This window comes from Micromonospora sp. Utrum1 (assembly GCF_057197805.1).
The window spans coordinates 3431488-3446083 of the sequence record NZ_CM170071.1 but is presented as its reverse complement, the minus strand read 5'-3'; the positions used below and the strand labels follow the sequence as shown (position 1 = coordinate 3446083).

The following is a 14596-nucleotide window of genomic DNA, read 5'->3' as shown; positions in this document are numbered from 1 at the left end:
AGAAATCAATCGGCCGGCAGCGGCCAGCCGTCCAGCGCGTGGCCGGGATGTTCACGCAGGAACCGCCGCCGGACTTCGACGTACCGGGTCGGCGTGAGCCCGGTGAGCGCCCGGAACTCGTGGCCGAAGTGGGCCTGGTCGAAGTAGCCTGCGCCACCGGCGAGGTCGCCCCAGTCGATCGGCCCGGCGGGGTTGATCGCGAACACGGTGGCGGCGAACCGCCAGGTGCGGGCCAGCCGCTTCGGCGTGACGCCGATGAGCTCCTTGAACCGCTGTGCCAGATGAGTGCTGCTGACACCCGCCGCCACGCTCAGGTCGCCGATCGCCACCGCCCCGCTGGTCGCCGCGATGACGCTGCTCGTATGGCGGACCAGCCTCAGGCCGGCGGTCTCGCACAGCCGTCGCATCAGCTCGTCCTCGAGCACCGTCAGCATCTCGTGTGGTCCGTCCGCCGTGGCCAGCCGGTCTCGCAGCTCAGCAATGGCGGGCCGGCCCCAAACCTGCTCTACCGTCACCGGCCGGTCACACAGCTCGGCCGCAGGCATCGGCAGGAACGGCGCCAGCCCCACGGCTTGAAGTGCACGCCGACGGACCGGGTCCGGAGTGGGTAGCCGAACTCCAACGCGCGGGTGGGCGTGGTGACCACGCAGCCGTCGGCGTACTCGGCTGCCTCGATGTCGGTGCCGGCGCGGATACGGAACGGCGCCCCGAGGTTGACGATGAGCAACGCCGCCGGCATCGGCGGCAGCGTCAGCCGGGCGTACGGCGGCGCACCCTCCAGGTAGTAAAGGTCATCGATCAGCCCGTCCAGCGGCGGTCGCGGCACTCTGGACACGTACTCCACGCCCACAGCATCGCAGACGCCATCAGCGTCACCGATGACACTTTGCATTGTGAAGAGCCAGGAATCGATCCGCACCGGTGCACACGCCGGCGCCTTCTGCAGCCCGGCCGGCGCCCTGCGGCGCACCAGCACGGGCAAGCTGATGCGGTGCAAGACGTCGGCAACAGACAGCCGGCTCCGCTCGCGCGCCGCCTGAGCCCGGCACAATCAGGCGTCGGCCCCGCTTGCAGCGGGCGGGGCGACGCGCAATGCCAGGACCCACGCATTACGAGTCGGCTCCACGGCAAGACCGCCACCCCCACCATCAACCCGGCCGCACCGCTGCTGCGGCTCGTCGAGGTGTTCCTGCCCGGGCGGCGCCAGCCGGGCCACCCGGCCCGCCACAGCCGCAGGACGGCGGGACCCGGAGTGTGGAGCGCGACGTGCGGCTGATTCTGACGGTCCCAGCCGGCCCACCTGGACGGCTTGAAAGTGGGCCCCGCCCTGAAGGCAACCCGACGCTGACTTTAACCCTGGACATTCACGAGGTCGTGGTCTTGTGACCGTTTCGTGAGGTCTGGATAGACGAAAGTGCCTGCGACGCAAGGGAAATGGTGATTACGACATCTACCGTGATCTCTTGCGAGGAGGCACTTCCGAAGTGCATCAGGTTACCGGATGGTCGGCAGATCTTCGCGTCGGCACCAACGGTGACGGCGTGTGAGCATGGTCGGAGTGGCCGCGGTGCGGATGCTCGCCGACAGCACCGGTCTGACGCAGGCGATATCGGCAATCCTTGCCCGGCCTGGGTTCCGGCCGATCCATGACCGCGGCCGGGTCCTGGTCGACATGGCGTGTGCGATCGCCGCGGGCGGGGTCGACATCGTCGACATCGAAGCCTTGCGGGCTCAAGCAGAGGTATTCGGACCGGTCGCCTCGGACACCACCGCTCTGCGAGCGCTCTGGCGGCGCTTCCGGCCCAACCCGCACGACGCACCACCGCGTACGCGCTCCTCGCCGGGTTGTCGCAATCCTGGTCGACGTGTACCTCTACTGAGCCCCCTCCACCCCCGGCAGCCTCAGACAAATGGACCGGCGACAGACCGTCACGACGGAACCTGGGCAAGCCTGAGCACGTATTCGAAGCCGCGTTCCTGCGCGGGCGAATCCACCATGGGCAGGAGCAGCGCTGGTATGCCAGCGGAAACCGATCCGCCGTCGCCAGCGGGATGATCACCGACCATCAGGGTCTGGCCAGGTGCGGCCTGAAGGGCTTCGAGGGCAGCGCCCCAGATCCGAGGGTTCGGTTTGACGAAGCCGACCTCGTAGGACAGTACGAACGCATCGACATAGCCGTCGAGTCCGTGCCGCGCAAAGCATTTGCGGATGTCCCAGCCGACGTTGCTGACGACGCCGATGCGAACACCGCTATCACGCAATGCGGACAGGGTGGCGACGGTGTCAAGCCCCGGGTTTGATGGAGAGTTGGTTAGCTGGTTTTCAGGGGTGCGGTGACCGGCTGGGTCATCGCGTGTAGTGCCTCGTGTTCGGCGGGCGGGATGTGCCCGAGCTCGCCGTGCAGCCTGCGGTTGTTGTACCAGTCGATGTACTCGACGGTGGCCATCTCCAGGTCGTCGAGCCCGCGCCACGGGCCGGTGTTGCGGACGAGTTCGGCCTTGTAGAGGGAGTTGAACGCCTCGGCCATCGCGTTGTCGTACGAGTCGCCCTTGGACCCGACCGAGGCGACGGCGCCGGCCTCGGCGAGCCGCTGGGTGTAGCGAATCGCTCGATACTGGACTCCCCGGTCCGAGTGGTGGACCAGTTTGCGCAGGTCAGCACCCTGACTCTCGCGGCGCCAGATCGCCATCTTCAGCGCGTCGAGAGCCAGGTCGGTGTAGAGGCTGGTGGCGACCTGCCAGCCGACGATCATGCGGGAGTGCACGTCGAGGACGAACGCGGCGTAGACCCAGCCGACGCTGGTGCGCACGTAGGTGAGGTCGGCGACCCACAGCTGGTTCGGATGTTCGGCGGTGAAGTCGCGTTTGACCAGGTCACCGGGGCGGCCGGTCTCGGCTGCGGGCCGGGTCGTGCGTGGTGACTTGTCGCGTAGCAGCCCGCGCAGCCCAGACTCACGCATCAGCCGCTCGACGGTGCACCGGGCCACCGGCACGCCCTGGCGGTGCAGCTCGTGCCAGATCTTGCGAGCGCCGTAGACGCCGTAGTTGGCCGCGTGGATCCGCTCGATCATCGCGGTCAGCTCCTCGTCGCGCCGGGACCGGGCCGAGGTCGGGCGGGTCTTGGCGGCGTAGTAGGTCGACGGTGCGATCTGTGCCGGCGTGTCTTCGAGCGCCTGCAGGACCGGCTGGACACCGTGTTCGACCCGCTGGGAGTCGACGAAGTCGACCTTCATCGCGACGGACGGTCCAACTCCGCCGCGAAGAAACTCGCTGCGGACTTCAGGATCTGGTTGGCCCGCCGCAGCTCACGATTCTCCCGTTCCAACACGGCGAGGCGTTCCGCGTCGCTGCTGGTGATGCCCGACCGCTCACCGGCGTCGGTCTCGGCCTTCTTCACCCACGTCCGCAACGCCTCCGGATGAACCCCGAGCTGACCGGCGATCCGCCGGATCGCTCCAACCGCGGACGCCGGATCCCGGCGAGCCTCGACCGCCAACCGCGTCGCACGCTCACGCAGCTCATCGTTGTACTTCTTGGGTGCGGGCATCGCTGGTGTTCCTCCCAGGTTTCGATGTCTCCATCAAACCCGGTGCGGGACACGGCATCGGCGTACGGCTCGATCGCTTCGGCGTGTGTTTCGTGCAAGACCGATGCCAGCGCCTGGTCCACCCCAGGAATCCGTTCCAGCACGGCGAGGATAGCCCGATCCCAGACTCGCGGATCCAGATCCCGGACGATGTGGGCCGGATCCGTGGCCGTCTCCCGCAACAGTTCCGCGAAGTCGCCAGCAATACGGTGCGCCTCGCCGGCAGCCAATGTCCGGTCGATCGATGCCGCCGCGTTGCCCACCCAGCGCTCCGAGTCCCTGGCGAACAGAGTCCAGGCGAAGTCGAACAGTACTGTCGTCACGGGCTTGGCGGTCACCGCATCACCCTAGATCAACACGACGAGTTCTGTGGCCCGCGACGCAGTGACCGTCTTGTGCCAGGGCAAGCCCGCGCGACGGCCAACTGGGTCTTGATCTACCGGCCGGCAGACAACCGATGAAGAACAGCCGCGGGCGTGGCCAATCCGCGAGGCGTCGCGCCATTAGCCCTAGACATGCACTCGGTCGTAGCCTTGTGACCGCTTCGTGAGGTCTGGATACGCGAAAGTGCCTGCCGCACAAGGGAAAATGGTGATTGCGACGTCTACCAATTCCTCTAGCTCGGAGGCACTTCCGACGTGCATGAGCTTACCGGATGGTCCAAAGATCTCCGCGTCAGCGCCGACGGCGACGGCGACGGCGTGGTGAGCCTGGTCGGGGTGGCCGCGTTGCGGATGCTCGCCGACCGCACCGGACTGACCCATGCCATCTCCACAATCCTTACCCGGCCAGGCTTCCGGGCAGTCCACGACCGCGGCCGGGTGCTCACCGACATCGCCTGTGCGATCGCCGCAGGCGGCACCGACATCGTCGACATCGAAGCCCTGCGCGCCCAGGGCCAGGTGTTTGGGCCGGTCGCCTCGGATACCACCGCCCTGCGCGCTCTCGGTGAGATCAGCGAGCGCGACCTGCACCGCATCGATGACGTCCGCGCCGCCGCGCGGGCGCACCTATGGAACCGGCTGCCCGCCGGAGTACCCGCGTCGAGCTACGCCGGCGCTGTCAGCTGCGGGCGTACGATCGTGCTTCGCGTTGACAGCACGCTCACGATCGCCCACTCGGCCAAGGAAACGCCGAAGGCACCTACAAGAAGACGTTCGGGTTCCACAGCCTCGGGTGCTGGATCGACAGCACCGGCGAGCTGGCGGTGCTGCTGCCCCGGCCCGGTTCGGCGGGGGCGAACACCGCCGCCGATCTGATCGGCGTGGTGCGCGCCGCCATCATGCAGATACCTGCCGACCGCCGCGACGACCTGCTGATCACCTCCGATGGCGCCGGTGCCTCGCATGCACTGATCGACTGGCTCACGAGTCTGAACGCCGCCCGACGCGCCGTGCAGTACTCGGTCGGATTCGATGTCGACGACCACGTGCGCGCCGCCGCCAACCAGCTGGCCGACGATTGCTGGACGCCGTGTCTGTCCAACACCACCGGGGCCGTGATTGACGGCCTAGACTGCGCCGACATCACCGACCAGTTGCGGGCACGGCTCCCAACGCTGGGCTGGCCGACCTCGATGCGCCTTGTCGTGCGCCGCCGAGTGCTGCTGCCGTTCGAGCAGCCCACCCTGTTCGACACCGGCGACTACAAGTACTCCGCGTTCGTCACCAACACCGCCCGGTTCGGGGCGCGGGCGATCTCGGTGCAACGTGCCGACGCCCGCCACCGGGTCCACGCCCGCGTCGAAGACGGCGTGCGCACCGCCAAAGACACCGGCCTCGATCGGTTCCCATCACACTCGTGGACGGTCAACACCGCCTGGTGCGCCGCGGTCACGATCGCCGTCGACCTGGTCTGCTGGCTGCGCCTGTACGCACTGGCCGCCACCAGCCTGGCCAAAGCCGAGCCGAAAACGCTGCGCTACCGACTGCTGCAGGTGCCCGCCCGGCTGATCCGAGCTCGCCGCTGCCGTTGGCCTACCAGCCACCTGGCCCTGGGGCGCGGACCTTGCTACCGCCTTCGACCGCATCCGCCGCCTACCACTGCCAGCCACCTGACCAGGCGCACCCCGATCCCGACGACCAGGAGACCCAAGAGCCAGCGCCCACCGACGCGACAGCCGGTCCCGCAACGTGCCCCGCGCCACCATCTGTCTACAATAGACAACAACCGGCTGCCGCGCCCGCCCGGAACCCTCAGCCCGTGAAGAATCAGGGTTAGAGGGTGTCTCGGGTGGCGGTCGGCTGACCTTCGTGGTAGATCACTTCTACTGTGGACGAGCGGTTGATCCGGCAGTGGGTGCCTGACGAGTTGTGGAATCTGGCGGGCCCGTTGATCCCGCCGCCGCCTCGGCGTCGGCAGGGTGGGGGAACCCCGCCGATCGACGCGCGGGCTGTGTTCGCGGCGATCGTGTACGTGCTGAGCACCGGTTGCGCGTGGCGGCACCTCCCGCCCGGGTTCGGGGTGTCCAGGGCCACCGCGCACCGCCGGTTCACCGCCTGGACGGCCGCCGGGCTGTGGCGCAGGCTGCACGTGGCCGCCCTGGACCAGCTCGGCGCGCAAGGGCTGATCGACTGGTCCCGCGCTACCGCCGACGCCGCCTACGTGCGGGCGAAAAGGGGGGCGCTCTGACCGGTCCGAGCCCGGTCGACCGGGGCAAACCCGGCAGCAAGATCCACGCCTTGTCCGAACGCGGCGGGCTTCCGTTGTCCGTGGGCGTGTCGGCGGCGAACACCCACGACAGCCGCTGCCTGGAATCCCTGGTCCAGGCCATCCCCGCCGTCAAGTCCCGTCGCGGCCCCCGCCGACGACGGCCCGACAAGCTGCACGCCGATAAGGGATACGACTACCCGCACCTGCGCCGCATGCTGCGCCAGCGTGGCATCCGACCCCGCATCGCCCGCCGGGGCATCGAGTCCCCGAACCGCCTCGGCCGGCACCGGTGGGTCATCGAGCGGACCTTCGCATGGTTCACCGGCTACCGCCGGCTGACCATCCGCTACGAACGCAACCCCGGCCTGTACTGCGCATTCATCACCCTCGCCGCCGCACTGACCTGCCACAAGCGCTACCTCAAACTCACCACCTGAGACACGCTCTTAATGGCGCCCGGTTACAGCGCTCGTTGGACACGCGCCGTCAAACTGAGTTTTGCGGCCTTCGAGGATGGTCAAGCAGCGACAGCGGGAAATACTACGAGCGATCCGTCGCCGCTTCGTTCAATCTCAATCGCAACGTCAGCTTGGTGGACCCCCACGTTGAGGCGATCGCCCAGGGCGCGAAGGCGATACGCAGCCTTGAGAAGGTCGTCCACCTCCCCTTTCGTGAACATGATGTTTCGGAAGCCGCTGGGACCCTTCAGTTCGAGAGTCGACAGCCGAAGGAGAATGGAGGTGATTCCTGATTCTAATTCGTCGACGCGACGCTCGTCGTCTTGCAACGTTCGGACGAAGGTCTTGAATGGGTGGCTCGCACCCTCCAGTTGTGCATGCTCAACGGCTTGAAGGACCAGCACCCGGCGTTTGAGGGCGATCGCGAGCCTCGCAAGTTCAAGGTGGGCGCGGAAGGTGCCGCCTTCCTCGTTGATGCCCGGAAATTCTTTCGTGAGGGCTCCGACTTCGACCGGGCCATCCGGAAGCCCAGCCAGCGCGTCCTGCCACTTAGCGAGCCGTCTGCGAGTCCGCTCAATCGACTTGCCTATTGCGTGCACTGCGGAGTCAAGACCTAGAGACAGGCCGATGCGACCCTGGTCAAGCAGGATTGAAGTGGCCTTATCAATGGCGTCACGGCAACCGTCAAGCTCGCTACGCTCGTCTTCGAGCTTGTCTTCGTGTAGCTGCTCTAGCAGGTCGGTGATCCGCTCGATCGATTCCTTGCGCTGGTGATCGGCGTAAGCGCTGACACTGACTGCGACGGCCATGAGCACGAGTGGCGCGGCCACAGTCAATGCCCCGGCGCTCGCGACTGCCACACCAGCGGTTGCGGCCGAGCCAGTTGCCGCTCCCGTAACTGCTGCCCTACCAGCAACGGGAACGAAAGTGGCTTGCGCTGCGATTCCGGTGGAGTTGACCAGCGCGCTGTGAATACCTCCCGCAGCGGCCTTGGAAGCCATGGGCTGTACGAGTCCTTTGCCGACCTGTGCGGCGACTTTTGCCGGAACGACCATTCGGTAGAGCACGTCACCGGTAGCGGCGACGTTCAGCGTCGGCGGCGCCGACTTCGCCGTCTGAGTAACGAGCTGCGCTAACTGCTGCGCGAGTGGGCTAGCTGCATGAAGCGGAATTCCGCCATTCCGATCGCGTTTGGCCGGAATCGGGTGCGCTTCCAGCGTCGCGATCGGAGCGGCTGCAAGTGTTGCCAAAACCGTTCTCAACTCTGCGAGGCGTGCGGGTGTCATGCCCTCATCGCCTAACACATTCGGAACGCTCACGTCCTCGGTGGCGAGTGCCCACACCGGCACGGGCGCGTTGCTATCGGCAGTCACGTCTTGTTTCCTCCCCCACGTTGGCACCCCTACCATAGATGGTGTCGTGACACGTGATGGCAACCGCTGCGCGCAGTCTGAGTTCCTTGCCCGGCCTCGCGGCGCGTCGGGCTGGCTGGCGGCGGGACGTGCGGTGAGCGGGTCTTACATGTTCTGGACTTCGGCGCGGCGTACCCGGTGGCCGATCAGCGGCAAGCTTCAGGCCGTGCACGTAGGGGTGCTGCGAGCATGGCGAACCGGCCGGCGGTGTTCATTTCGTTCGGCAGATCGAGGATTGGGCCGAGCGCGGCGGCCCAGCCGTGGCAGAACAGTTGCCAGCCGTCGTGTACTACCAACCCATCATGAGTGCGGGCTTGCCGCAGCATGGCCAGGTCACCCCGGTAGTTCAGGTCCCACACCAGGGCAGCGGGCGGGAACTCGGCGACCGGCGACAGGGGGTTACCAGGACGGTCCTTGCCGAGTCCGGTGGCGTTGACGACGAGCGTTCCGGGCGGACCGGACGCGACGAGGTGATCCCAGGGCCCTGCACCGATATGCACCTCGAGGCGAACTCGCCGGGACTCGGCCCACGGACCGAGCACGGACTGCAGATGGCGGCCGGCCGCACCGCTGCAGTCGGTGAACACCAGGCGGGCCGGCGGCACGGGACGGGCAAGCAGATGACGGCCGAGCGCGATCGCGCTACCGCCGGCTCCCAGACAGACGACGTGTTCTCCGTCGGGCCAGATGTCGTCGACGACTCGCCCGATCGAGGTCGGGTCTCGGGCGAAGCCGGCCAGCCTGCCCGCCTCACGGCGTATGGCGTTGACCTCTCCGCACTCGGCCGCCAACGGGTCGAGCCAGTCGACCAGGTCGCCAGCCTCGCGCAGTACGGCCACCTTGTGCGTCGTGATGACCGCGCCGAGCACGCCATCGCTGCCGGCCAGCTCGGCCATCAAGGCGCGGTACGTCTCACCAGGGGCAGCCAGGGGCACGTCGCGACCGACGAGACGTACGTCAAGACCAAGGTCGGCCATCCAGCTCGGGAACGCCTCATGGATTAACGACTTGCCTGTCGACACCCCAACGAACCAAACCGTGGACGCCACCGGCCAAGGGTAATCGTCAACGCGCAGCTGAAGGGCCCGGAGGGTGGCCTCGGGGTGGCTGGCCCGCACTCCCTGCGGATCTGCGCGGTCACGCCTTCCGGGCCCTCGGGGTGTCCAGGCCGGTTGAACGCCGACGCTGACGGGGCCGCCGACCTGCTCGGCAAGCAGGGGGACCGGTACTCCACCGCGGCCGCCGAATAGGTTGAGTGCGACCGGGGCCAGGTCATCGCATCGAATTTCATATCCCGCCCAGCGTCCCGTCGTCCCATTGCCTACCATGGGACAACGTCGATACCGTCGAGAAATGGCAGCGGACCTCTCGGCGCTCTCAGAGGACGAGTGCACGCTGTTCAACGCATTGCCGGTGGACGGATCGGCGGTCAGCAATCCAGCGCTCCGTCAGTACCTGAAGTGGAACCGGAACCGCTACTTCCTGGCGCGAGACGCTCTCGTCGACAAGGGCTTGGTGAGCCGGGGCCGAGGCAAGGGCGGCGTGGTCCGCCGCTCCCACCCAGAAGCCTCTGCCGATGCTGATCTGGTGTCCGTCGTCGTCCAGAGGGGCACGCCGGACACCGAGATGATCGAGGCGGCCATCACCAATGAGCCGGACCTGTACCCGCCGATGCGGACCGTGATCGAGCGCGACTGGGCGCAGGAGCACCGCCAGGATCTGCTGGCCGTGGAGATCACCGCCTTCGGCGGAGGCCGACCCGACGGCATATGGACGCGACCGGACATCACCACGGTCGAGGTGCGCACGTTCGAATACGTGCCCGGGAAGCATCTCGACGTGAACACCTTCGAGGTCAAGTCACCGAGCGCCGTCAACGTTCAGGCAGTGTACGAGGCTCTGGCTCACCGTCGTGCAGCCACCCGCGCATACGTGCTGTTCTACGTTCCGCCGGACAAGGCGTCGGTGCTGAAGCACGACGTCGAGGAGGTTGCGGTGGTGGCCCGCATGCACGGTATCGGGGTGGTAACAGCCGGCAATCCGTACGACTACGACACCTGGGAAGAGCTCGAGGAGGCACAGCGCGTCGCTCCGGATCCGGAGAAGCTGAACGACTTCATCGGTACCCAGCTCAGCGAGGCTACCCGCAGCTTGATCTCACGCCGGCTCAGGTAATGCTGTTGGGACCGCGCTTTGGTGACGCGACCCTCTACTCAGGCAGGACGTCCGGCGGATGTCGCAGCGGAACTCCCGAGAGACAGAGTGCCTCAACCGATCCGGTGATGAAGCATGCCGGCAGTCTTAGGAGGATGGACCAATGACAGCCGGAGATGCGACATCCAACCAGATCCTTGAGTTCGCTGGGCAACGCGGCAGGGACGCGAATCGCCTGGTGACCGTCGAACGCCTGGGCGCCTGGATGCTGAAGTGCAACCCCGAGGTATGGGATCTGGCAGCCTTTATTGAGGACGGTGGAGAGACCATCGATCGATGGTCGGTCGGATCTAACTACCGCAGCGCGCTGATGGCTGAAGGGCAGCAGGTTCTGTTCTGGGTGACCGGGCCGGGTCGGACCTATCCGGAGCCGGGGCTGTGGGGGCGAGGAACCGTCCTCGGGCCGGCAGGCCACTTCGACATCGCGCACGAGGATCCGGGGTACTGGCGAGACGAGCGGCTACGGCGGCAGTCCAAACACTTCGTGCCTGTTGACATCCAACTGTTCGACGAGCCGATTCCCCGCACTGCCCTGAAGGGCAACCGTCGTCTGGCTGATCTGGAAGTCTTCCGACAGCCTCAGATGGGCAACCCACTGAACCTTTCCGCGTAACGGTGTGAGTGCGGCGGGTAGCCGCCTTGGCGGTCGGTGCGGACACGCCCGAACCTGTTGCGGTGCGAGGGAAAGACGCAGAACCCCGGTATGAAGTGGTCCTCTCACAGATCAACTTCAGTAGGGGTCCTGCGTCGCCATGAGTGTCACATACACCGCCGAGCTGTCCGTGCGCGAGGAGACCGTGTTGTTCCTGTCCGGGCTCCTGCACGGGCAACGGCAGCGGCTCGGGACCCGTACCGGGACGCGGTCGCTGAGCTGCTTCAAGCAGGCGATCCTGGTGATCCGCTGGTTCCTTGACGGCACTCGGGTCAAGCAGTTGGCCATCGACAACCAGGTCAGCTCATCGACCGGCTACGCCTACCTGCACGAGGGCATCCGGGTCCTCGCCGCGCACGCGCCGGGCCTGGAATCGGTGCTGTTGGCCGCGAAGATGGCCGGCTACGCGCACGTGAACATCGACGGGACCCTGATTGAGACCGACCGGTGTCGCACCCCCGGACCGACGCCGGGAGTGGACCTGTGGTGGTCCGGCAAACACGACAACCACGGTGGCAACGTGCAGGTCGTGACCGCTCCGGACGGGTGGCCGCTGTGGACCTCACCAGTACGGCCCGGCCGGGAACACGACACGACCGCCCTACGCGAACACGACATCCTGCCCCTGCTGGTCACCTGGACCAACGACCAGCGGCGGGTACTCGGCGACCTCGGCTACGAAGGCGAAGCCGACACGATCACGACCGCGTTCAAAAAGCCGAAGAACGGCTCCTGCACCACCGTGCAGCAGCAGTTCAACAAGGCACACAACGGCGTCCGCGCCATCGGCGAACGCGGCAACTCCCTGCTCAAGACCACCTTCAAAGCGCTGCGCAACGTCAGCCTGTGCCCCTGGAGCATCGGCAGGATCACCGCGGCGGCCCTCGTACTCCTGCACGTCGAGCACAACCGCACAACCTGATCACCCAACGCCACGACCCGTTACGCGGAAAGGCTCACTGGCTGTGACCAAGCCCGAACTCGCGGTGCTGGAGAAGCTCCTTCCTCCTCAACCGCAGAAGATCACGGTGACGGCCTCTGGCGCGGGCTTCGGCAACCCGACCACCAATGCTGAGGTGGAAGCAGCGGGAATGAAGGCAGTAAGCAGGCATTACAAGCGCGATGGCTGGCGTGTGCAGGACGTGAGCAAGCAGAATGTGGGATGGGACCTCACGTGTACGGCCCAGGACGGTGAGGTACATCGGGTCGAGGTGAAGGGGGTCAGCGGCCTGGCCCCGAAGGTGCTCCTGACGCGCAATGAGGAGCGATCGGCGCGGGAGGACGCGGGTTGGCGACTGGCGGTCGTCACCAAGGCACTGGTCGAGCCGACCCTCTATTTCTTCGACGCCGATACCGCCCTCAGCGCCGCCGCGCCCTTCGTGTTCGAGGTCGACCTCCGCCAGTCGCGATCGGTCCCACCGAAACAGCGGCAGGCGCGAAACGAGAGCCGAACCGGCTGAGTCGGTCCGAAGACGTCTAGGAGAGCAGGGACTTGTCGAAATACAACGACCTGCGCGATCTGCTGCGCGGGCAGGCCCGCGGAACGCAATACACGTTCGCTGAGCTGGTGGCCGTCGTACCGGGTGGCCTACCTCCATCTGCTTATCGCTACGAGGCCTGGTGGTCGAACGACGACCGCACCCATGTGCAGTGCCGGGCTTGGGGGGACGTGGGCTTCACCGCACATCCTGACCTCACCGCCAGGTCGTCGAGTTCCGGCCGGCTCAGTCCTCCTCAGGGAAGAGCGGCCGGAGCGGATCGAGAAGCTGTGTCTTGCTGACGTTGCGGGGCAGGTCGATCTTCAGGTCGAGGCCCGGCCCAGCCCGCCCCACGACCCGGCTACTTGCCCTCGGTCACGGCGAAGGGCGCATCCCCGAGACTCAAGCGCCGACGTGGGCCTACAAGCTCGTCTCCCGGCTTAAGGGCCTGGTGTTGCTTGCATGCGCATCTATTATCCAAGGGGGCAGCTGATCGCCGACGTAAGCGATGTATGGCGGTACCGGCTTGAAGGTTCCATCTAGGTTCGGCGCATGCTTCTGATACAGCTCAATGTAGTTCAGGGGTTCAAGGTCTTCCAGTCGCACGACGTTGCCGCCTAGGATTTCGTGAACGGCGAGAAACGCCGAGTCGTGCAGTGTAGTCGATTCAGGCTCCAGAACGACTTCCAATTGGCCGAGTATCAGGCCGAAGACGATAGGATTTCCGGCAGCATTGAAGTACCGACCTCTGAGCCTCTTGCCGCCGCTGATCGACGAGACCTGCCACGCCGCTTCGACGTAGGGCATTATCCGCTCGGCGCGACTCTTGCTATAAGCCACAGCCGCGATGCTGCCCGGGTGCCTGTCCGGCCGATGTTCGATCATTCGCGCACGGAAGCCGGTCAGGTGATCTGCGTAGTAGACCTCCCCTTCGGCCGGCCGCAGTCGGGGGGCTGTGGCCCCCCCGACGGACTGTCGATCAGCGGCGACGCGACGGGTGTGGTTCTCGACGGAGATTGTCATCCCGGTCATTGAGGTGATGGACAGGGCCTCGAGACGCGACCAGGACCCGAAATATACCTCGACTGCTGTCACAGAGGCGGCACCCATCCAGGTGTTGTTTACCAAGGTACTGCCATCGACGGAATCGCAGCGGCACACGAGGGAGCCGAGCGGCGGCCTCCTCATGGCCACGTACTTGACGTCTTCCCCCGCCCACACTGGTTCCATCTGACTGTTGTGATCGGCCAGAAATTTCATTATGGCATCTTGAGTGGCCTCCTGAGCATCGACGTCAAAATTGACAGGGCTGTCTCCGCTCTTGTTCATTTCGGAGTAGTAGACGTCATCCTGACCCTGGTCGTCGACCTGCAGATTGGCGCGCAGGCGGCCCAAGCCGCTCGTAGACCCCGCTTCTGCCAACTTGCGCCGGAAATGACGAGCGCTGTATTCGCGAGTGACCATATCATCCAGTGGCCAATCGATCCGGAGCGGATCACGCTCGAGCCGGTCGCCACCCGAAACGTTCGTCATGCAAACCACCCCTCAATCGGGTTTACCGATATCTGCCGTCGCTGCCTTGGCGGCCAACAGTCCCTTGTGGAGACTCTTTTGAACGACGCGGTTGACCTCGAGGTCGGGCCGCTTGACGCGGAAAGATTTGGACACCTGCCGACTTGGGCGAGAATGCCTGCGTGGCCCCACCGGGAGTGAGACCCCGAGTTGACCGCCGGAATCAGGAGATCACTTGCCTCGAGGCCCAGCCGTTCTGCGAACGCCGCCGTTGCAGCCGCGGCAGCGGTCTTGCTTCGTCAGGGTCTTGCCTCCGACCACACGAGTCGGCGCTCGCTCGCTCCGGGCCAGCGGTGGCGGCGGAGTTCGTGCTGTGATGCCTGCTCATTGGATACCCCTAGGCTAATCGCCGATGGGCTGACGCTACTGCGAGATACGACTGGTCCAGAGCCGTCCCCGGTGGAGTGCGAATGCCCGTACACCTGGGACGGCCGCCGTACCTCGCGGCCGTTCCGTCGCCATCAATGCTGGAACGAGCAGGTAGGATCCGCTTGATCGATTGCATGCCTCTCCGGCAGCTGCAACCGTTTAGCGTGCCTTCAAGCCGACTTCGGGGTGGCACTGGCGGGCCG

At 66.1% G+C, this 14596-nt stretch carries 14 protein-coding genes and 2 pseudogenes; 8 read left to right on the top strand and 8 right to left on the bottom strand.

Going from position 1 to position 14596, the window contains the following annotated elements; genetic code table 11:
* Positions 1-5: 5 nt before the first annotated feature.
* From AC0OLQ_RS16325 to AC0OLQ_RS16305, 5 genes and pseudogenes are all read right to left on the bottom strand, one after another.
* A complete protein-coding gene (locus AC0OLQ_RS16325) occupies positions 6-569 on the bottom strand; it encodes a helix-turn-helix domain-containing protein (RefSeq protein ID WP_484532037.1) in 564 nt (187 codons plus the stop codon).
* Positions 512-844 carry a hypothetical protein gene (locus AC0OLQ_RS16320; RefSeq protein WP_484532036.1) on the bottom strand — a complete coding sequence of 111 codons (333 nt, stop codon included), beginning with the start codon at positions 842-844 and terminating at the stop codon, positions 512-514. The genes AC0OLQ_RS16325 and AC0OLQ_RS16320 overlap by 58 nt, the downstream gene beginning before the upstream one ends.
* A gap of 1085 nt (positions 845-1929) precedes the next feature.
* Complete coding sequence (locus tag AC0OLQ_RS16315) at positions 1930-2424, bottom strand: HAD family hydrolase (protein ID WP_484532365.1); 495 nt, start codon at positions 2422-2424, stop codon at positions 1930-1932.
* Positions 2313-3496, bottom strand: a pseudogene (locus tag AC0OLQ_RS16310) (IS3 family transposase). The gene AC0OLQ_RS16315 and the pseudogene AC0OLQ_RS16310 overlap by 112 nt, the downstream one beginning before the upstream one ends.
* Positions 3394-3924 (bottom strand): hypothetical protein, encoded by a 531-nt coding sequence (locus tag AC0OLQ_RS16305; protein ID WP_484532035.1) that lies wholly within the window; start codon positions 3922-3924, stop codon positions 3394-3396. The pseudogene AC0OLQ_RS16310 and the gene AC0OLQ_RS16305 overlap by 103 nt, the downstream one beginning before the upstream one ends.
* 300 nt (positions 3925-4224) lie before the next feature.
* Here AC0OLQ_RS16305 and AC0OLQ_RS16300 point away from each other — a divergent pair, with 300 nt between their 5' ends.
* The 3 genes from AC0OLQ_RS16300 (at position 4225) to AC0OLQ_RS16290 (ending at position 6675) form a co-directional block, all read left to right on the top strand.
* Entirely contained in the window at positions 4225-4845 is a 621-nt protein-coding gene (locus AC0OLQ_RS16300; protein ID WP_484532034.1) for a transposase, read from the top strand.
* The gene (locus AC0OLQ_RS16295; RefSeq protein ID WP_484532364.1) at positions 4770-5792 is read left to right on the top strand and encodes a transposase; all 1023 of its coding nucleotides are present in this window, start codon (positions 4770-4772) and stop codon (positions 5790-5792) included. The genes AC0OLQ_RS16300 and AC0OLQ_RS16295 overlap by 76 nt, the downstream gene beginning before the upstream one ends.
* A 77-nt stretch (positions 5793-5869) precedes the next feature.
* Positions 5870-6675, top strand: a protein-coding gene (locus tag AC0OLQ_RS16290; RefSeq protein WP_484532363.1) for an IS5 family transposase whose coding sequence is annotated in 2 segments (ribosomal slippage) — positions 5870-6205 and positions 6208-6675 — 804 coding nt in all. Because the reading frame shifts where the segments join, the coding sequence is not laid out codon by codon here.
* An 80-nt stretch (positions 6676-6755) separates the two neighbouring features.
* Here the strand turns inward: AC0OLQ_RS16290 and AC0OLQ_RS16285 are convergent.
* A complete protein-coding gene (locus AC0OLQ_RS16285; RefSeq protein ID WP_484532033.1) occupies positions 6756-8069 on the bottom strand; it encodes a hypothetical protein in 1314 nt (437 codons plus the stop codon).
* Positions 8070-8254: 185 nt separating this feature from the next.
* Positions 8255-9157 carry a shikimate dehydrogenase family protein gene (locus AC0OLQ_RS16280; protein ID WP_484532032.1) on the bottom strand — a complete coding sequence of 301 codons (903 nt, stop codon included), beginning with the start codon at positions 9155-9157 and terminating at the stop codon, positions 8255-8257.
* A 304-nt stretch (positions 9158-9461) separates the two neighbouring features.
* On the opposite strand from AC0OLQ_RS16280, the gene AC0OLQ_RS16275 reads away from it, so the two are divergent.
* The 5 genes and pseudogenes from AC0OLQ_RS16275 to AC0OLQ_RS16255 form a co-directional block, all read left to right on the top strand.
* Positions 9462-10283 carry a hypothetical protein gene (locus AC0OLQ_RS16275; RefSeq protein ID WP_484532031.1) on the top strand — a complete coding sequence of 274 codons (822 nt, stop codon included), beginning with the start codon at positions 9462-9464 and terminating at the stop codon, positions 10281-10283.
* Between the two features lie 142 nt (positions 10284-10425).
* Positions 10426-10935: an EVE domain-containing protein gene (locus AC0OLQ_RS16270; protein ID WP_484532030.1), complete on the top strand. Its 510-nt coding sequence runs from the start codon at positions 10426-10428 to the stop codon at positions 10933-10935.
* 139 nt (positions 10936-11074) lie between these two features.
* Positions 11075-11896 carry an HARBI1 family protein gene (locus tag AC0OLQ_RS16265; RefSeq protein ID WP_484527855.1) on the top strand — a complete coding sequence of 274 codons (822 nt, stop codon included), beginning with the start codon at positions 11075-11077 and terminating at the stop codon, positions 11894-11896.
* A gap of 43 nt (positions 11897-11939) precedes the next feature.
* Positions 11940-12434: a protein NO VEIN domain-containing protein gene (locus AC0OLQ_RS16260; RefSeq protein WP_484532029.1), complete on the top strand. Its 495-nt coding sequence runs from the start codon at positions 11940-11942 to the stop codon at positions 12432-12434.
* 32 nt (positions 12435-12466) lie between these two features.
* A pseudogene (locus tag AC0OLQ_RS16255) lies at positions 12467-12646 on the top strand (DUF7662 domain-containing protein); the annotation flags it as partial.
* Positions 12647-12872: 226 nt separating this feature from the next.
* Here AC0OLQ_RS16255 and AC0OLQ_RS16250 read toward each other — a convergent pair.
* On the bottom strand, positions 12873-13985 hold the full coding sequence (locus AC0OLQ_RS16250) for a hypothetical protein (protein ID WP_484532028.1): 1113 nt from the start codon (positions 13983-13985) through the stop codon (positions 12873-12875).
* Between the last annotated feature and the right edge of the window lie 611 nt (positions 13986-14596).